Origin of the sequence: Maridesulfovibrio ferrireducens (assembly GCF_016342405.1) — a bacterium.
In the GTDB taxonomy this organism is placed as follows: domain Bacteria; phylum Desulfobacterota; class Desulfovibrionia; order Desulfovibrionales; family Desulfovibrionaceae; genus Maridesulfovibrio; species Maridesulfovibrio ferrireducens_A.
In genome coordinates this window covers 1-17,040 of record NZ_JAEINN010000030.1, presented here as the reverse complement: position 1 = coordinate 17,040, position 17,040 = coordinate 1, and the positions used below count along the sequence as shown (strand labels likewise).

Below are 17,040 nucleotides of genomic sequence, written 5' to 3'. Positions count from 1 at the left end.
CATGGGAAATGCCAAAAGACAAAGCAATATAGCATATTCAATCCCCGTTGTAAGGTGCAGCCGTCTGGACGGTTACGCTTCATAAACTTTTTTCTTGAGAATTTCTGTAAGTACTGAAGATTGTTGTCCAAGATAAAGCTTTTTCAGATTTTCAACATAATAAAGATTCTGGCAGATAAAATTAAATCTGCTGCTTCTACTCTGAGGAACCCCGCATTTATCAAGTATTGTAGCATGAGACAATTTTGAATTAATACCACGCTCTACAATTATACGAGGAGCGTTATCTCGAAAAAGTAGATTAGAGTACGAAAAAACTGAAACCAACCCTGACGGAAGAGTTTTTTTATTACGGAGTTTAAACTGTGATTTCAAATATTTTTGTAACGGAACCAGCCCTTCATCAAGCAAATCATACTTATCAAAATATAGGGCAACAAAAGCTAGTAATCCTAACCGAGAAGCCTTTTCTGAAATGCTTTTGAATCTTTGGAACCAACTTTCTGTTACCGGAACAGCTTTAAGAAATTCGTCGTCAGTCCCCCATAGAAAAATTAAAGAGCGAACATCCTGCAGACTATGAACATGCAGCTTCAAAGAAGATCTTAGCTCAGATAACTTTTTAAACTTTCTAAGACGTTCCTGAAAACTTTTGGATGATCTGCCTGCTTCACTCGAAAACCGTTCTAATTTTACTGCTGTCTTTTCATAAAAAGTAGCAGATTCAGGAGTTGCGATTTTAGGTAAAGAAATGGATGGAATCGTGAACTTCAATTTTAAATTCACAACTAGTCTCCTGGAAGAAAATCGAGTACAGCTTTGTATTCTTTTTCTGATGGCTGCCGTGTGGTAAAGCGGATGTCAATTCTACGATTTTTTCTACGTTGATTAGCGGTAACTTCCTGCTGTTCAACTTTTCTGGAGGCCGCGTAACCACTTACTGAAAACAGTGGTTTACCATGAGAATTACGCAACTCCTTCAATCCGTTGCCATAATCAGTCTTTTCAGTCCAAAAAGTCCAAATAGAGATAGCCCTAAAAGCAGAAAGCCCCCAATTACCCATGGGAAAACGTTTAGCCCTTCTGCTGTCTGTGTGCCCTTCAATAAAAATTGTATCCAGATAGCGCAATTTTTTAGGATCACTGATACTAACATACAACACGCGTCCTATTTCACTTACTATTCGTTTGTGTTCAGGTTGAATTTCTGCGCTGTTAGTTTTGAAGTAGAGTTGCTTGTCAGGGATACGCAAAACAGTGTGGTTGTCGCTGACCTCTACGGTTACGCCCTCCTGCTCCAGCCGCTTGGCAATTTCTTCAATTAATTGTTGTCGGATCTGGTTCGCCTTCTGAAGGTCCTCAACATCAAATTGTACCTTATTTTTAATTTCCATAAGCTGTAGCAACAGAACCACACAAGCGAGTATAAAAATAACCAGTAAACCAGCCATAATATCGGAAAAAGACATCCAGTAAGGGTTCTCATCTGACGAACTTTCACTATGTCTAAGCCGAGGGCTATTAAAAATGGGCATATTATATCCTACTGACGTCCAACTTTACCTTCAATTTCTTCCACAACGGAACCTATCGTATCAACTGCCTGACTCATTGCCTGAGTATAATTTTGAGTCTGTTTGTTCCATTCGTTAAGGCGCTCTGAAGTCTGACTGGTGACAGAATTAGTATAGTTGGTAAGTAGAGTTGATAGTTCTTTTTCAAGATCATTCACATGCTTCTCTAAAACTCCCTGCATGCTACGGTAGTGTTCAGCAACATCTTTATAGCCTTCACGGGCTGATCCGGCAGCTTTATTAAGTAGCTCTGTAGATTCGCTAATTCCGGTTTTAATCCCGTCCATCAGTTGCATCGCGCTGTTGACATTTTCGCTGACTTTTACGTTTTCATCGATTAGTTTTGAGGCAATATCTGCGCTTCTGCTTACTTGAGTGGATGCATTTAATATCGCTTCCCCTAGATTACCTGAAGCCCCTTCAAGATGACCTGAAACATCTTTGAGTTTCCCCGCAATTGAATCCATGTCAGTGGCAACATTATTCATCATTTCATTGCTTTTTAGAACATTGTTACTCAAGGATTCACCCTGTTTAATCAATGATTCCGTAGCCCCCATTTGTCCACCCACGGTTTGCTGAACCATTTCTGCGACCTGTTTCTGCTGCTTAATAGCGGCAGAAAAATTAGCTTCTAACTCTTTGCTTCTTTGGTCTTGTTCTTGACGCAATTCAGCCTGATGTTCCTCGATAGACTGACGAAGATGATTGTTCATTTCCATCTGCTGTTGCATTAAGTCATTAACTCTCGAATCAAGCGTCTGGTCACGCTGTTGCTGCTCTTGACGTAAGTTCGACTGCTGCTCTTCAATGGCTTTACGCAAATGACCATTCATTTCTTGTTGTTGCAGCATAAAATCTTTCATTAAATTTTCAACAGCCCCAGTGCGTTTACTCTGGTCTTCCTTAAGCGCTCCTTGTTGCCCCTCAAGTGTTTTAAAGAAAGAAGACATATTCTCCCCCAGTTGGGAAAGTGCTTCCCGTACATCAGAAGAAGCATCCGCAAGAGCCTGTCTTTGTTGATCACCTTCTTTACCAACATTATCTGTGAATTTTTCTATTAAGCTACGTAATGCCTCTTCCGAACCCTCTGCCTGTCTCGAGTTCAATTGTTCTGCAGCATCAACCATACGGTCTACGGCTGGAGCTAATACATTACTTAAACTTTCCGTTAAACCTGTTTGGATTGAAGTTGAAACATCTGAGACGGCTTCCTGCATTCTATCCCCGATTTTCTCAGCAAGGCCTTGGAGTGTTTTACGCGATTCACGGCCGTCATTTCTTATTTCTACAAATAGCTCTGAAGCAGAAAAGCGAGGGAACAATTCATCAATTTGTCTTTGCAAACGTCTAATTCTTCCTTTGACGTGGCGTTCGAGAGATTTTTCAATAAAATTAAATACAAGACTGAATAAGACACCGCATACAGAAGTTGTAAACGCAATAGATGCACTGGATACAAGTTTTCCAATACCATCCACCATTTGTTTTGTTTCTCCTCCCAAAGCTAGGTGCCCAAGCCCAAGTTGTAGCCCAAGAAAAGTTCCCAGCACTCCAATTCCAGTAATGATACCCGGACCCGCTGCTAACAGACGATTACCGACCAAACTCCCAGCTAAACTTGTAGAATTAAAAAAAACAGCAGCTTCAGAAGTGTTTTTTAGCTGTCCATCAGCCTCAACGAGTGTTTCATCAAATTCGTTCCAAAGTTCCGGCCAACTTTTATTGTTTTCTTCTTTTTTCGCAGTATGTTTTAAGTCTCTACGATTATGGAGGAGTTTTTCAGAATTTTGATCTTTTACCAGTTTACGGTAAAATCTGTATTTTTTACGTGATGACAATAAGCAACTAACTGCGACAACAAGAAAAGTTGCAAAAACAGCAATGGTAAACGCGACAAATAGTGCAGTGATTCCATCAGAAGTGAAAATCTCACCGTTACCTAAACATTCGAATCTTGGCATCAATTTAGACAAGTCAAATTCAATCATATAAACTCCTTTACACAATGGAAATATGCAGATGCATCACAATCTATATTTTTTAGAATATATAATTATTTAAAATAGAAAACTTATATACAGAACTATTCTTATCAATACAATCATAAAGACAGTTGCGTTGTTTTAAAAAAATTACCTTGGCATAAAATTTATATGCCGCCGGGTTCCCCCAGCGGCACTTCACTTCGAGCGTTCTCAATTAATGGTTCCGTATTTTCCCCGTTTTCATGTTTTGTCTTTTTTACCCCTCAAATTCCTCCCCACACCGATTACACCGGTACCGTCCGATCACATGAACATCGATCTTTTCACCCACAGCATTTCCAGTGGCTGCTCCGGCGAAGAAGCCCGCCACAGCCCCTCCAAGGCCGCCGGCGATTGCACCAATTCCAGTTCCAATAATCGGAACAACTGAACCGATTGCGGCTCCAGCTACAGCACCACTTCCTGCACCGGCATAGCAGCATGCCACACCTGTTACTCCTCCGACAGCTGTACCGATTTTCTGAGCCGTGTTAACGAGCACCACGTGAGTGGTGACTTCACAACTAGGGCATTTGGGCAGTTCTTCTGTCATGGCAATTCTCCTATATTATTTAATGAGTGAGTCCTGAAGCAGATCGAACATGGCCGGTGCCAGGTCCGTGAGTTCGGTGATGACTCTGCTTTTTCCGGGAAACAAATTAAAAACGGCCTCGGAGTTGATTCCGAGACCGTAGATTTCAAAGCCGTTTTGGCTTCCGTCTTTTATTGCTTTTTGTGCATTTGGCAGGTTGCCGGGGACACCATCCGTTATGCAGAGGATGATCTTTCTCTTTTCAGGGAGCGGTAGCATTCGTTGAAAGGCCCACCAGAGGGATTCACCTAGTGGCGTAGAGCCTGATGCGGCCACCCCAAAGCAGGTATGTAATCGCTGACCATGGTTAAGGATGGGAGCGACAGTCGGTTCATCGTAATTTCCGCCACCCTTTGCTCTGACAGCCGGGAAGGCACTAACTCCCACACTCACGCCGTTGATGGAATTAAGTGCGCTAACCACAGTATGGCAGACCTGCGAAGCTAATCCGATGCGTTTACGCATGGAACCCGAGCAATCTATAAGGATATGTACCGCCGTGCTGATGCCCTGACTTTCCTGTCTACTGCGAAACATTCGGGGATTGCCAACAGCGATACGATGCAAGTGAGCCGTGCTTAAGCTACCATGTCTGCCGATGCGGTCATGATTAATAGTTTTAGCTTGAATGATTCCATGCAGTCGGGATTTAAGGGCAGTCGAAGATCTGCGAGTCTGAGCAAGTTCTGTTTCATCCAATTCAGTAAGTCTTTTGTAACCGTCCTTGGCAACTTGCAGACCTTGTTCTGCATTTTCTGGAGCATGGTGAATAAGCTGTTTTTCCAGAATTTCACCTAGTCCTTTAGGCAGATTTGTGGTGTCGCAATTGAGTAGTTTTTCAAGATCCTGAATATAGCTCTTAGCTTTCCTGCTTTTCAGCTTATGGTCGTTGTCATTCTGCTTAAGGTATCCTTTCAACAGAGAGACTATCTCCCGAGTGTAGAGGATGCAGTCCTGAGTTGAGTCGCATTTTGTACGTATCTTTTGCAGAATGGAATCCCATTGAGAGAGAAGTCCAGGGTAATGCTTTTCAACAACTGAGGCCGTACTCAAACATTTATCAGCCAGTTCCGGGACATCCCATGATCTGACTATCAGCAGTAAACAATTTAGGATTGCTGAAGCAGGATCTTTTTCGTCATCTTGTGATTGTCCGCTATCATTAATAAATAGATGCCTGATCAACCACTTGAAGTTCTGACGACATCCGGGGAATATTTCAGCCAGCTTATTTTCCACTCGCCAATCTTCCAGCGTATTCCAGATGTGCATTTCAATGGGATTAAGCTTTGCTAATTTAAGCCATTCAAAGTTTGTATCTCTAATATGAGCAGCTTCATGGTCTAGGTAGGACCTCGCTAAATTGGTCACGTTTTCATCACAATCCAGCGGCATAGACGGGATCTGAATGACCTTTCCATCAGTGAAGGCTTTATCTCCACCTATCTGAACTTTTACTCCATACTTGCGGCCTAGCACACTCGCCACCAGTGGTAGAGATTTCATGAGCAGTTTGTTCTTGTTCATGTGAATTCCTCCGACATTACCATAGACCATGACTGTCAATTTGATGCTGAGTTTCGGATTGAGTCATGTGCGTTGGTGTTGGATTTGATGTTTCAGGGATAGGTTTAACTGTTGAAGTTGTCGGGACGGTAATCAGCCCATCAAGAAGGTCCTCGGCCTTGTAGCCATCGAGCAACTTCTGACCGTGATTAATGAGCAGGGTAGGATCACGTAAAAGAGAAACTACTCCCTGCAGCATAAGCAGATCAGCCCCACGAATAAGTCCACGGGGAGGTACTTTTTCGAATGCGGTTTGCAATAAATCCGTTATGGGAAGAACTCGCGGATCAACGAAGGAAAGCCCGTTCAGTTTGCTATGAATGGACCGTAGCGGAGAAAGGGCTTTATGCGTCACTTTAACTTTACCCGCGTAGCATTTATTCCAAGTGTCAGTTGCAGTTTTGGCTATTTCATCAAAGAGAGTACCTCCAAGCTTGTTTATTTCTTCCTTGAGCCCCTTTTTAACGGAGCCCTTTTCAGGAGCGGAAAGCTTGAAAAACTGCCACTTAAAGCCCATCCGTGACCGGACATACTCAGCACTAACTGTAGAACTTCCAATAAGCTTTTCCCATCCTGGATATTGTTTAATCCAATCTTGAACGGCCTCATCATAACGATTTAGAAAGTCTTCATTTGCTGCGAAGAAATCCTTTTGAATATCTTCAAGCTCCTTAACAATTTCATCCGCAACCTTTTCAGGAACACCCCATCCACCAAGAAAACGAATTCCATGCCGATCAAGCATGTTCACTGCTCTGGACTTGAGAGTTCCAAAGATACGCAGTTCTTCAGGGTTACAGATTCTTTTACTACCAAGAGATGCAAGTTCTTCGGGGGGAAGCTGCGACCCTCCAAAGTCTGCTGGAGTGAGCTTCTTCCGTGCTGACCAAATGTTTACGTCTAAATTCAAGGCCAGAATATGGTTGAGGACCGTAATTCGAGTTTTAGTTTCCATGGCTTTATCCTTCTGATGTTGCAAAATAAAAACGGAGACAGCTTTCGCCATCTCCGCTTATGAAATTCGCAGTTATCATTAATATAGGTGTTTATGATTCATCTTCTATCGGGAAAATACGTTGAGCCAGCTCGTGCAATACGGTGCGAGTTTCGCGACTGGAGCGGTACCCGAGAGCACGATCTAGAGCATAAGTTACAGGCTGAATACCCTGTCTAGCTAGGGGCTGGAAACGGATTGTTAAATCAGCCCAACGAATCAAAGTTCGAGTTGAAAATGTAACCTCTATGGTATCGCTAAGATTTCCTGTTGCTTCTCCCATGAATAATTTACGCACGGAATTGGCATATTCAATCATTTTACTGCGGATATTCTCAGGCAGATTGGCTACTTTACGAGAGAGTAGTTCAGCTTCTGCAGCCGGTGTTGGGTACTCTATTTCACACAACCAGAATCGATCCATGAAGGCCAGATTTTGACGAACCACACCTTGGTACAATCCCGTTTCGTCTGCTGCTCCGTTGGAATTGGCCGTGGCTGCAAACCTGAACATTGGATGTGGACGGATGATTTCTCCGGAGTTTTCAGGAATACAAAGCGGTTCACCTTCTAAAATGCCATTTAATCCGGCAGCTGTAGCCGGATCTATGATGTCAATCTCATTAAGCAAAAACAGCCCACCGTATTTCATTGCAAGTGCAAGAGGGCCGTACTGAAATTCCATGTTGCCAGCTTTCACAGTCAGATGACCGATCATTTCCGGGAATTCTAAACGACTATGACCAGTTATTTCAAAGACCGGATAATTGAGCTTGGCGGCTAACTGTTTAATGAGACTGGTTTTACCGCAACCGCTAGGACCAAACACGTATAGCGGATCAGACGAATCCATGAACCAAACCACTACGTCCCGACTGGATTCATGAAATAGATATTCGAGGTCCTCTTTCGGTGTGAAGGATGACGGTGATTCAAAGCCTTGTACCATGCGACCGGATGTCTTGCCGCTGAAGATCAAGCCTGCATCTAACTCGAAAGGAACTATTTTTTCAATTTCTTTGATTGTATCAGACATCTTTTCTCCTCGATATTAGCCATAAAAAAGGACGTATCTCCGAAGAGATACGCCCTTAATGTGACTGAGTTGTCAGATTTAATTATACATTACATGCTATGCAGCTTTTTCTAATTTCCACCACAGTTTGCGATTTCCATCCCAGTTAAAACCTGCTTTGCGCAGTAAATCCTTTTGTGAATGAGTGCGACCGGTTGCCAAAATACAAGGCTTACCGTCTCGTCCATTTTCTTTTCTGTACTGAACACCTTCAAGTCGCGGTAGACTGATCTGAGTCGGATGTGGATTTTGAGGCTGTTTTTGGTTTGTAGACGGCGAAGGAGCGGCAAACTGTCTGTTCGAATTATCGCCATTGTGTTCATTTTTTGGACGACATGAACCTTCAGCATCGTCATCATGTTCGGTAACGATTCCTACCAAAGCAGCAAGTCCATACCTACGAGCATAAGTCATAGCTGAACCATAACCTTGTGGATCGCTTTTAGGTAACGGCATCATCAATAAAGAGGATTGCCATTGGCCTGATTTAGCATGAACGATCTTGCTGACTAGCCCAAGATTACCACTCTCTACTTGAATTGGTAGTTGAGTAAGCCAGATACCGTTGGTTAGCAGGGCATCGCGACAAGTATGCATAACCGATTGAAGGCTGGCATATTTACTGTTGGTGAAATTGTTCTGCCCATCCCTATGAGCTGGTTTCAAAGTCTGCTGAACCTTGAGCATCGCCTCTGCAAGTTCAGTGATGTTCGGTGAACACAGATCTGTGTTATTCATGATTACCTCCTGTAATAAAGAAAAGCTCCTTTCCGAAATAAACGGTAGGAGCTCTTTCAATAAAAAATTGGTTTGTATTACAGGAGTAATATATGTTTGAAATTATTTGATAATCATCATGGATTAAATTTGTCAGGAGTGCTTTTTGAGAACTTCTAGCAAGTCAATTGCTCTTTTAATATCTTGTTCAGACAACTCTGAGAGTAAGAATTTTGCTCGAAAAAGGTTATCTTGTTCGGTGTTTTCTTTGGCAAGTATCTCAGAAGGGTCAACATGCAGGGCATTAGAAATTTTGAGCAAGATTTCAACGGAAAGATTCACTTGCCCACGTTCTATCTCTCCAAGATATTTATAACTTATTCCAGCTAGTTCAGCCATACGTTGTTGGCTGAGGTTATTTGAGGTTCTAACTTTTCTTATTTTTGAGCCTATTTTTTCCAATGAATTTGACACGATATACTCCCTCTCATTTCTTTTAGAATGGAGGAGGTCTTGTGTTCTGGAAACCTTCTTTAGATAGTATTTTTTATAGACTTTTGACACTGATAGGTGCTATTCGGTGCGCCTGAGCGATACTATTAGTTCAGTTTGTATCGAAAAATAATTTAGAAATATGGACTGAGTAAGGGGTGGGCTTCGCGAAAGATCTCCTGGGGTTGCAAATTTTTATGTAAAAGAAATGAAGTCTCTGGAGTTACATGGTGCAAGCATTGTGCTGCGTTTAAATAAATTGAATTTCCTATACAAATCTTTAGTTTAAGAGGTGAGCATGCAATCAATTACTTATGACGACCTTAAATCAGGCACAGCGATAGAATTAATCAAGGAACATGAATCTTTTGTTATTAACGACCTTAGCGGTAGAATGACAAAGGCTGTCGAGATTATTGAGGAGCAAATTGAAGGAGAAGGCTGCTCCTGCCGTATATACACCTACGGCAGAGTTGCAGCTGCAGGGGGGACCTTATTTGGCGGAATAACCGGATTGCTTGGAGCTGCTTCTGCAATAGGCATGGCTGCCCACAATCTTGCAACTTTAAATCCAGATTATGAAGTTGCAAAGCACATTGTCGACAACGAGCTGGTAGTTACTTACGAAAAGTAGATAGCGTAACTATTAATTTTAATATTGGTAAAAAAGCAATTCCTTCTAAAATTATTTTTTTAGTACAAGAGCGAAACCTCGCCAAATTGCAATTTTCCAAAGTGATCCTGCTACAATATTGTGGACACACGGTTAAGCCGCTATCCTGACTTTAACAGGAGAAGCAAATGACTAATTCCAAACGTCGAACTTATGATCCAGAGTTCAAACGCAATGCAGTCCTTTTAAGTGAAGATCCGTCTCGTACACATACTGAAGTAGCAGAAAGCCTTGGAATTTCTTACGCCATACTTTATCGCTGGCGACGCGAGTACTCTCGTAACGGAGGAGTTGCCTTTTCTGGGCAGGGAAACGAAATTTTAACCGATGAAAAACGCAGAATAAAAGAGCTGGAAAAGAAGCTACGTAACGCTGAAACAGAGCGTGATATCCTAAAAAAAGCATTGGCCATCTTCAGCAGAGCACCGAAATTAAATTTCAATTCATGAAAGCGAACCGCTCTATTTTTCCGGTGAAGAAGATGTGCCGAACCCTAGAAGTATCTCGGAGCGGTTTTTATAGTTGGTTCTCAAGGCCTAAATCAAAGAGATTCATTGAAAATAAGATGTTGAAGAGTCGTATTCGTGAACTTTACTTTGAGCATGGTCAAATGGCAGGAAGCCCTATGATCACCGCAGATTTACAAGCTGAGGAAAGGTTCGGCAAAGTCAGCCGAACACGAGTTGCAAGAAAGATGAAGGCCATGGGGCTTCAGTGTAAAACTGTACGAAAATTTGTGGTTACCACTGATTCCTCTCACAAGGAAACAGCCGCACCCAACCTGCTGAATCGTCAGTTTTCCGTATCCAGACCGAACGCAGTTTGGGCAACAGATATCACGTACATAAAAGTAGGCAGAAAATGGTTCTATCTTACAGTTTTTATAGACTTATTTTCACGGATTGTTGTTGGATGGGATTTAAGTGATTCTCTGGAAAGAAGTTCAGTTATTCGCGCTTTCAATAAGGCTTTGGTCCGGCGCAGGCCAGCTAAGGGATTAATGGTTCATAGCGACCAAGGAGTTCAATATGTTAGTCGGGAATTCAGAACACAGCTCGTGAAACATGGCTGCATCCAAAGTATGAGCCGAAGGGGCAACTGCTGGGATAATGCTGTTGCTGATTCCTTTTTCCACACTTTGAAAACGCAAATGGTCTATCACAGAAGATTTTTAGACGAACATGAAGCAGAAATTGCTCTATTTCAATATATTGAGGCCTACTACAATCGCAGAAGACGTCATTCCAGCAATGGCTGGAAGTCACCTGCTGAATTTGAAATCAACTGTCAGGAAAATATTTTTGTGGCTTAACTAACTGTCCAGAAAAGTGTGGCAGGATCAAAGTCTTAAAATTTGAAATGTATGTAGATGACAGAAAAATACCGTCTCAAGATTTCGGCAGAGGGTGTTCAAAATTCTGTGTCAGCCCCAATTTAAATATCCAGGACTTCATCAAGGCGTCCTTCAAAATGGATTGCCAGTTGAGAGAGTGTTAGGTTCCAGTTTTGAATGGGCATCGTCCATTTCTTAGAAGCATTCAGCATGCCCGCATAGAGTAATTTCAGCAAGCTGTTTTCATTTGGAAAAGCCCCTTTCGTTTTTGTTAATTTGCGAAATTGACGATGTACTGCTTCGACAGCATTTGTTGTATAGATGACCCTCCGAATATCTTCTGGATAGTCGAAATAAATGGATATATTGTCCCATTTTTTACGCCATGATTTTAACACGATGGGGTAGATGTCGCCCCATTTGGCTTCTAACTCATCAAGGGCTCTTTCCGCAGCCCCTTTTGTTTCGGCTTTGTAAACAGGCTTTAAATCAGCCATAAAAGCCTTTTGATTTTTTGATGCGACATACTTCATAGAATTGCGAAGCTGATGAATTACGCAAAGTTGAACTTTAGTGTCAGGATAAATAGTTGCGATCGCTTCGGGAAATCCAGCCAGCCCGTCAACGCAGGCAATAAGAATATCTTTAACCCCACGATTTTGCAGGTCTGTTAGAACTGAAAGCCAATATTTTGCCCCTTCAGTTTCCGACAAATAAAGACCGAGCAGCTCTTTTTTACCTTCAATGGACAGGCCTAAAATCGTGTAGACGGCTTTACTTACAAAACGCCCGCCGTCCTTGACTTTGAAGTGGATGGCATCAAGCCAGATGAAAGGATAAACAGCATTTAGCGGCCTTTGTTGCCATTCCTTGAGCTCTGGAATCAGTTTGTCGGTTACGGAGCTGATAGTTGCCTTTGAAAGGGAAAGATCATACATTTCATGAACATGAGCACTGATGTCTTGATAGCTCATACCCAACGCAAACATTGATAATATTTTGCGGTCCAGTTCTGCGGTAAGCTTGGTTTGATTTTTCTTAACGAGCTGCGGCTCAAAACTACCAGCCCGATCGCGGGGCGTGTTTAATTCAAAATTGCCTGCGCTGGATTTTACGTTTTTAGGAGTAGAACCATTTTTGCGATTTGGTTCTTTTTCCTTCTCCAAATGCAGGTCTAATTCAGCTTTAAGAGCTGCCTCTGTAAGGTGCTTGATCAGTGGAGTAAGAACTCCATCTTTGCCGTGCAGATCATGGCCTGCCTGCAAAGCTTTAACAGCCTCATCAAAATCAAATGAATCGGACATGTGTCATTCCTCGTTTTTGCTAGATTAACGAAATGACACAGAATTGGGAACACTACCTTTCGGCAAGAACCTTATTCCCATAATGAAGCTAGGTTAATTGTGCCATGTAGTGCGCCTACGGCATAGGATACCTTTTTTTCTGTTCATACCTAGCAGAAGCATAGTACTCGCATATTGCAATGGAGCTCCTCGGATTAATGTCTGAGGGGTTCTATTGTTTCTAATACTCATCCCCTCACCCCCACAAAAACATCCCACTCAACCCCAAACTCTTCAATATGGTTCAAAAGCTCATCGCTGCTAATAGTTCTACACAACACAATATCTACCTTCTGCGGAATATTAGTCTGCTCAATCGCATCAAGAATCTTAGTCTGATCTGTAAGCGTCAATTCATCACCCACTAGCGCAATATCAATATCTGATTGCGTAGTATAGCTTCCCATGGCTCTGGAGCCGAATAGAATTACCTGCTTAACCTTTGGGCAATCAGCCAGAATCTTAAACAGCGTCTTTTTATGCCGCTCGGCAATCCCGTCATTAATCAACTGGATTCTCCTGCTTCTTACTTAGGGTGTCGCTGATTCTCAGCAATAGAGGTAGATATTCATTTATGATTGATTCCTGAGCTTCAAGAGCAACTTTTTCTTCGTACACATACACCAGTAGATTCCTTTTAGTCAGAGCTTCAAGAAACATCTCGCAATCTCTTTCACTGATATACTTGGCTTCAAAAGCGCCACGAATAACCGCTCTGGGACTGTTGTAGTCAAACCCTTCAAAAAAGAGCAGATCCTTGAGGGTCTTCCATGACAATTCAAAAGTGAACTCAAATGTCTTGATCAGACCGTACCGTTCAAGATTACTGTAGCTTTTCAGTTCACACCCGCTTTTGAGTTCAACCAAAGCTCTGCTGAAATTTTGAAAACGCTGTTTCCAGCGCACTTCTTGATTATTCATTTAGCATCCCCCTTAGTTCTGTCATGTCTTTTTAGGATATCATGCTCAAGCTCTTCCATCCTGTCCAGAATGGTTAGCGGCGGATCATAACTTTCTTCTTCGTATACAATTTCTTTATATAAACCAATGTTGGGTTATATTTTATATTGAATAGTGGCACTGATAGGTGTTAGTGGTGTTTGCAACTTAGTATCATTTTATTTCACAAACTCAACACGAATATACACATTTTTAAAAGGAGTTGATGTCTATGTCTCGGTTATTACAGAGTTTATTGTTTTTGCTGGTAGTGTTTTCGCTTTGTTCCTGCAAAGGAGATGATATTTCAATTGTTAAAAATGGATATATGAATTTTGACCAAAGTGTCACAATCGGAGATGTCCTTGATAATTGTAAGGGGCTCGAAAATCGTAGTTGGTCTAAATTTGAAACCGAACTAAAACGTAAGGTTGTAAATTTTACAGCAGACATACCTGTAAAAATAGACTTACTCACACCTAATCATCCGTTGACCACAAATGGAATTGCTGTGCTTAAAGATATTGTAATGGGCACTGATCCTGTTTTTCAACTGACCTTGCAGTTTCAGCTTAAGCAGAATGATTCTTTTGAATTAATATATGCCGGAATAACTCTTAAGCCCAATCTAATCATAGAAGATATTAGTGTTCCTGATGCGTACAAAAGTTTTGTAGATACGGGGCAAACCTACTCGGACCCCACTTATATGCTGAAGCAATTGTACCAGAACCAAGAATTGGTTCCTTACAACCTTCTTCACGCTATTCAGTCTAGTTATTTTGACAAGAAAGAAGAAGCGAAGCGCAAGAAAAGAAAAATTATTGCTAACGCATTTAATACATTTGAATTTCCTAGCGATTATGGGAGAGCACGTTTTGTAATGTATCTAAATGAAAAGAATGAAAGGATACTGTTTGGAAATGTCCAAAAAGGAATTTTAGGGGGTGCTTATGCTAATAATGAAAATGGATCGACTTGTTCTTTCTTTGAGAAGGGGGAAATAAATAGTGCTGGTACTAAATTTGAATTCAATAACCCTAGCTGCACACCTGAAGTAAACTTAAAGGATATAACTAAAGCTGGTATGCCTAGGATTGTTGCTGTGAGTGGCACTATTGATTGTAGTTTTTGTGAGGGTGGCTCTTCTCTAGACGGTGAGTATCATGCTGTCGGTTATCTTGATGTATATGAGGGACGAGGTCCATCGTTAACATTGTGGTAATTTCATAAATACAAAATATGTTGTGCCCCTTTCTGAACGACAAATCCAGAAAGGGGCATTCTGCTTAGTAGCTGCTTACTACGGTCGCAATGGTTAATCCTACATCGTCAAACATTTTGTTGTTGCCAGATGCACCCACGCGGGCAAGGATGTCAGCGCATCCATTAAGCTGATTTCCGCTATGACCTCTAACCCATTCCCAACGAATGTTATGACCGTGAATGTTTTCAAGGAGTTCTTTCCAGAGATCCTGGTTTTCAACAGGTTTTCGATTGCTTTTGCGCCACCCACTTTTAATCCAATTGTTTAGCCATCCTTGCACAAAGGCATCAATCACGTATTTGGAATCAGAGTATAACGTGACATCGCTTTCAGGGGGAATTACTAACAAAGCAGCTATAACCGCTCTTAGTTCCATACGATTGTTAGTCGTTGTCCGGTATCCTTGAGCTAGTTCAATTGATTCGTTCGGTGTATGAATTAGCGCACCGTAGCCACCATCAGCACCTTTGAATTGATTGCCAAGACATGAGCCGTCTGTGTAGATTTTAATTTTAGTAGAGTTATTCATAAGAATTCCTTCCAAGTTAAGTGTTAATTTTTCTATAGAATAACTCTCGAATATTTTTTTTTAATGACACTAGTTCATCATAGCTGTGATGCACCGAACCTACGAACTCCATGTGGTATTATATTTTGTGGACATTCCTTTGCCAGATAGCTAGCCCAGTGGAAGCATCTGTTGAGAGTTTCTTGGAACTGCCTTTCTTGGTGTAAACGTTGAGATCCCGTAGAGGCTTTGGAAGGTTTTTTAATTATGATTCCATTTTGCTCTTTATCACAGAAGTGAACTAAGCCTTCTCCATTCTGCACGCCAAGAACATGATTCCATGATTTTTCTACTCCTTTTAAGAAAGAATAGTAGTTTTGACATTTGTTACCATTTATCAAGGCAATACAGTGATAATGTTGATGTCTTTCTTTTGAGGGTTGTTCTCTCCCCCACACATATTGGACTCCATAATCATGATAGCGGCTTTTATCCATGATCATTTTGTAAAGGTGTTCTACGTGTCTGTTGCTTACTTCGTGTAAATAGTTTTCTGGAAACCTTAGATCAAATCTTATGAAGAGTGTCTTGCTACACGTAGAAGTCATTAACTTAAATCTATCATCAATTACTGTTAAAATATCTCCATAGCAATTGTATTCGTTGTTTTTGCCAGTATTGATGTTAAATGAATTAAATTTATTATCTCTAATTATCTGTTTGTGACGCATTGTGTTCTCCTGTTGTGAATTAATTAGTTGTATTCTTCGCTAGTTATATTATAAGTAGTTAGTATAAAAAGATATTTGTGTGTATATCATTAATATAAGATATTACCATAACCGGAATTAAATTGTCTCAGATGCTGCGGTTTAACAGTAAAATTGTACCCATTAAAATGGCATTAAAATGGGCATTAAAATTTCGAGAGTTGTTTCAAATTTAGAAATACTAAATAAAAAAATAAATTCTTTCCTGATTTTATATTGGACTAACAAACAATGTAAATCAGGAGCACTTAAATGGAAGAACTTCTTGATCAGCTTAAAAGAGAAATTCCACCAATATTCTCAGCAACAGAACTAGACAATTTAACAGGGAAAGCCATCAGGTGGCGTACTATTCAAAATCTCCGAGCTAATAAGGCGATTCCTGAGCATGAAGCTATTCCCGCTAAATGTTTCCTGAAGGCGGGTAATCGGAAGATCTTGATAGTAAGAGATGCTTTTCTGGAATGGTGGTTTGCGAACGTTGTATCCGTTTGTGATTAATTGGAACAAATGTCGTGGTTGGTATGACCTATCTCATTCTGAGGTAGGATTTTTTTTGTCTAAATTATGGCAAGCCCTGACGCTCTGTGTCTCGGGACTTGCCTTTTATATGTATTGGAGAAAATATGAGATACTTGAAGATTTATAAGAAGAATTTTGTGTACCTTGGTAAGGATCTGGGGAGTACTATTGAAGCGAAGCTGATACCTGCAAATATAAGAATTATACGCTGGAATATGGGAAGAGTGGTCGACGAAAGAGAATGGAGAGATATGAATCGTCTTCCTCCCGGTTGGGAGCCTGCTTACGACGTGGATTTAAGGCTTCGCGGGGGGCTCCATAGGCTTACTATTCATTCAGCGACAGCCATTCGCGATTTTCAGCCTTACTTGCGGAAGTTGGCTTCTGAAGGAAAAAGGCTTGAGGATGTTGTTACACGGATGACTATTACTTCTAGGCGGAAGCTCAATCCTTCGGTGAAGTTTGAGATGGTTAAATAGTGCTGAGTACTGAATTCAAACGCGCCCTATGAGCATAAGTTTATGGGGCGCATTTTTCCGTTATTGTGTGTGCGTTAAAAAGTAAGTATCTGTGTAAGCGTCACATAGGCTCCATCTACTCATAATTTTTGAAATCCTGCATACTCACTCTTCAGCCTAAAAGGAGTGT

Annotated in this window: 18 protein-coding genes and 1 pseudogene; 5 read left to right on the top strand and 14 right to left on the bottom strand. The window is 41.3% G+C overall.

The window, feature by feature from the left end:
• Window positions 1–72: 72 nt before the first annotated feature.
• From JEY82_RS18610 to JEY82_RS18570, 9 genes are all read right to left on the bottom strand, one after another.
• Window positions 73–786 (bottom strand): hypothetical protein, encoded by a 714-nt coding sequence (locus JEY82_RS18610; RefSeq protein ID WP_304088527.1) that lies wholly within the window; start codon window positions 784–786, stop codon window positions 73–75.
• 2 nt (window positions 787–788) lie between these two features.
• Window positions 789–1,535: an OmpA family protein gene (locus JEY82_RS18605; RefSeq protein ID WP_304088524.1), complete on the bottom strand. Its 747-nt coding sequence runs from the start codon at window positions 1,533–1,535 to the stop codon at window positions 789–791.
• An 8-nt stretch (window positions 1,536–1,543) separates the two neighbouring features.
• The gene (gene zorA, locus JEY82_RS18600) at window positions 1,544–3,565 is read right to left on the bottom strand and encodes an anti-phage ZorAB system protein ZorA (RefSeq protein WP_304088521.1); all 2,022 of its coding nucleotides are present in this window, start codon (window positions 3,563–3,565) and stop codon (window positions 1,544–1,546) included.
• Between the two features lie 253 nt (window positions 3,566–3,818).
• A complete protein-coding gene (locus JEY82_RS18595; protein ID WP_304088519.1) occupies window positions 3,819–4,154 on the bottom strand; it encodes a hypothetical protein in 336 nt (111 codons plus the stop codon).
• Between the two features lie 15 nt (window positions 4,155–4,169).
• Window positions 4,170–5,720: a hypothetical protein gene (locus tag JEY82_RS18590; protein WP_304088516.1), complete on the bottom strand. Its 1,551-nt coding sequence runs from the start codon at window positions 5,718–5,720 to the stop codon at window positions 4,170–4,172.
• A gap of 16 nt (window positions 5,721–5,736) precedes the next feature.
• Window positions 5,737–6,714 carry a DUF3150 domain-containing protein gene (locus JEY82_RS18585; RefSeq protein WP_304088514.1) on the bottom strand — a complete coding sequence of 326 codons (978 nt, stop codon included), beginning with the start codon at window positions 6,712–6,714 and terminating at the stop codon, window positions 5,737–5,739.
• A 91-nt stretch (window positions 6,715–6,805) separates the two neighbouring features.
• A complete protein-coding gene (locus tag JEY82_RS18580; protein WP_304088511.1) occupies window positions 6,806–7,789 on the bottom strand; it encodes an AAA family ATPase in 984 nt (327 codons plus the stop codon).
• A 96-nt stretch (window positions 7,790–7,885) separates the two neighbouring features.
• Window positions 7,886–8,566 (bottom strand): ERF family protein, encoded by a 681-nt coding sequence (locus JEY82_RS18575; RefSeq protein ID WP_304088508.1) that lies wholly within the window; start codon window positions 8,564–8,566, stop codon window positions 7,886–7,888.
• Window positions 8,567–8,698: 132 nt separating this feature from the next.
• On the bottom strand, window positions 8,699–9,019 hold the full coding sequence (locus JEY82_RS18570; RefSeq protein WP_304088505.1) for a helix-turn-helix domain-containing protein: 321 nt from the start codon (window positions 9,017–9,019) through the stop codon (window positions 8,699–8,701).
• 316 nt (window positions 9,020–9,335) lie between these two features.
• Between JEY82_RS18570 and JEY82_RS18565 the strand changes: the two genes are divergently transcribed.
• Window positions 9,336–9,671, top strand: coding sequence for a hypothetical protein (locus JEY82_RS18565; RefSeq protein WP_304088503.1), 336 nt, complete (start codon window positions 9,336–9,338; stop codon window positions 9,669–9,671).
• A 167-nt stretch (window positions 9,672–9,838) separates the two neighbouring features.
• Window positions 9,839–11,022, top strand: a pseudogene (locus JEY82_RS18560) (IS3 family transposase).
• Between the two features lie 122 nt (window positions 11,023–11,144).
• On the opposite strand, the gene JEY82_RS18555 reads toward JEY82_RS18560, so the two are convergent.
• The 3 genes from JEY82_RS18555 to JEY82_RS18545 form a co-directional block, all read right to left on the bottom strand.
• Window positions 11,145–12,347 carry an IS256 family transposase gene (locus JEY82_RS18555; protein ID WP_304088501.1) on the bottom strand — a complete coding sequence of 401 codons (1,203 nt, stop codon included), beginning with the start codon at window positions 12,345–12,347 and terminating at the stop codon, window positions 11,145–11,147.
• Between the two features lie 227 nt (window positions 12,348–12,574).
• A complete protein-coding gene (locus tag JEY82_RS18550; protein WP_304088498.1) occupies window positions 12,575–12,895 on the bottom strand; it encodes a nucleotidyltransferase family protein in 321 nt (106 codons plus the stop codon).
• Window positions 12,888–13,307, bottom strand: coding sequence for an HI0074 family nucleotidyltransferase substrate-binding subunit (locus JEY82_RS18545; RefSeq protein ID WP_304088496.1), 420 nt, complete (start codon window positions 13,305–13,307; stop codon window positions 12,888–12,890). Before JEY82_RS18545 ends, JEY82_RS18550 begins: the two co-directional genes overlap by 8 nt.
• A gap of 250 nt (window positions 13,308–13,557) precedes the next feature.
• Here JEY82_RS18545 and JEY82_RS18540 point away from each other — a divergent pair, with 250 nt between their 5' ends.
• Entirely contained in the window at window positions 13,558–14,550 is a 993-nt protein-coding gene (locus tag JEY82_RS18540) for a hypothetical protein (RefSeq protein WP_304088493.1), read from the top strand.
• Window positions 14,551–14,614: 64 nt separating this feature from the next.
• Here JEY82_RS18540 and rnhA read toward each other — a convergent pair whose 3' ends face one another.
• On the bottom strand, window positions 14,615–15,121 hold the full coding sequence (gene rnhA, locus JEY82_RS18535) for a ribonuclease HI (protein WP_304088490.1): 507 nt from the start codon (window positions 15,119–15,121) through the stop codon (window positions 14,615–14,617).
• A 77-nt stretch (window positions 15,122–15,198) separates the two neighbouring features.
• On the bottom strand, window positions 15,199–15,831 hold the full coding sequence (locus JEY82_RS18530) for an inovirus-type Gp2 protein (protein WP_304088487.1): 633 nt from the start codon (window positions 15,829–15,831) through the stop codon (window positions 15,199–15,201).
• A gap of 291 nt (window positions 15,832–16,122) precedes the next feature.
• On the opposite strand from JEY82_RS18530, the gene JEY82_RS18525 reads away from it, so the two are divergent.
• Both JEY82_RS18525 and JEY82_RS18520 read left to right on the top strand, forming a co-directional pair.
• On the top strand, window positions 16,123–16,371 hold the full coding sequence (locus tag JEY82_RS18525; protein WP_304088485.1) for a hypothetical protein: 249 nt from the start codon (window positions 16,123–16,125) through the stop codon (window positions 16,369–16,371).
• 125 nt (window positions 16,372–16,496) lie between these two features.
• Window positions 16,497–16,871 (top strand): hypothetical protein, encoded by a 375-nt coding sequence (locus tag JEY82_RS18520; RefSeq protein WP_304088483.1) that lies wholly within the window; start codon window positions 16,497–16,499, stop codon window positions 16,869–16,871.
• Window positions 16,872–17,040 lie beyond the last annotated feature (169 nt).

What these genes read in the sequence shown, in the direction of transcription:
- JEY82_RS18585 (WP_304088514.1), bottom strand. Translation starts at nt 6,714, where the DNA reads ATGGAAACTAAAACTCGAATTACGGTCCTCAACCATATTCTGGCCTTG.
- zorA (WP_304088521.1), bottom strand. Translation starts at nt 3,565, where the DNA reads ATGATTGAATTTGACTTGTCTAAATTGATGCCAAGATTCGAATGTTTA.
- JEY82_RS18565 (WP_304088503.1), top strand. Translation starts at nt 9,336, where the DNA reads ATGCAATCAATTACTTATGACGACCTTAAATCAGGCACAGCGATAGAA.
- JEY82_RS18580 (WP_304088511.1), bottom strand. Translation starts at nt 7,789, where the DNA reads ATGTCTGATACAATCAAAGAAATTGAAAAAATAGTTCCTTTCGAGTTA.
- JEY82_RS18540 (WP_304088493.1), top strand. Translation starts at nt 13,558, where the DNA reads ATGTCTCGGTTATTACAGAGTTTATTGTTTTTGCTGGTAGTGTTTTCG.
- JEY82_RS18595 (WP_304088519.1), bottom strand. Translation starts at nt 4,154, where the DNA reads ATGACAGAAGAACTGCCCAAATGCCCTAGTTGTGAAGTCACCACTCAC.
- JEY82_RS18520 (WP_304088483.1), top strand. Translation starts at nt 16,497, where the DNA reads ATGAGATACTTGAAGATTTATAAGAAGAATTTTGTGTACCTTGGTAAG.
- rnhA (WP_304088490.1), bottom strand. Translation starts at nt 15,121, where the DNA reads ATGAATAACTCTACTAAAATTAAAATCTACACAGACGGCTCATGTCTT.
- JEY82_RS18545 (WP_304088496.1), bottom strand. Translation starts at nt 13,307, where the DNA reads ATGAATAATCAAGAAGTGCGCTGGAAACAGCGTTTTCAAAATTTCAGC.
- JEY82_RS18530 (WP_304088487.1), bottom strand. Translation starts at nt 15,831, where the DNA reads ATGCGTCACAAACAGATAATTAGAGATAATAAATTTAATTCATTTAAC.
- JEY82_RS18525 (WP_304088485.1), top strand. Translation starts at nt 16,123, where the DNA reads ATGGAAGAACTTCTTGATCAGCTTAAAAGAGAAATTCCACCAATATTC.
- JEY82_RS18575 (WP_304088508.1), bottom strand. Translation starts at nt 8,566, where the DNA reads ATGAATAACACAGATCTGTGTTCACCGAACATCACTGAACTTGCAGAG.
- JEY82_RS18555 (WP_304088501.1), bottom strand. Translation starts at nt 12,347, where the DNA reads ATGTCCGATTCATTTGATTTTGATGAGGCTGTTAAAGCTTTGCAGGCA.
- JEY82_RS18590 (WP_304088516.1), bottom strand. Translation starts at nt 5,720, where the DNA reads ATGAACAAGAACAAACTGCTCATGAAATCTCTACCACTGGTGGCGAGT.
- JEY82_RS18605 (WP_304088524.1), bottom strand. Translation starts at nt 1,535, where the DNA reads ATGCCCATTTTTAATAGCCCTCGGCTTAGACATAGTGAAAGTTCGTCA.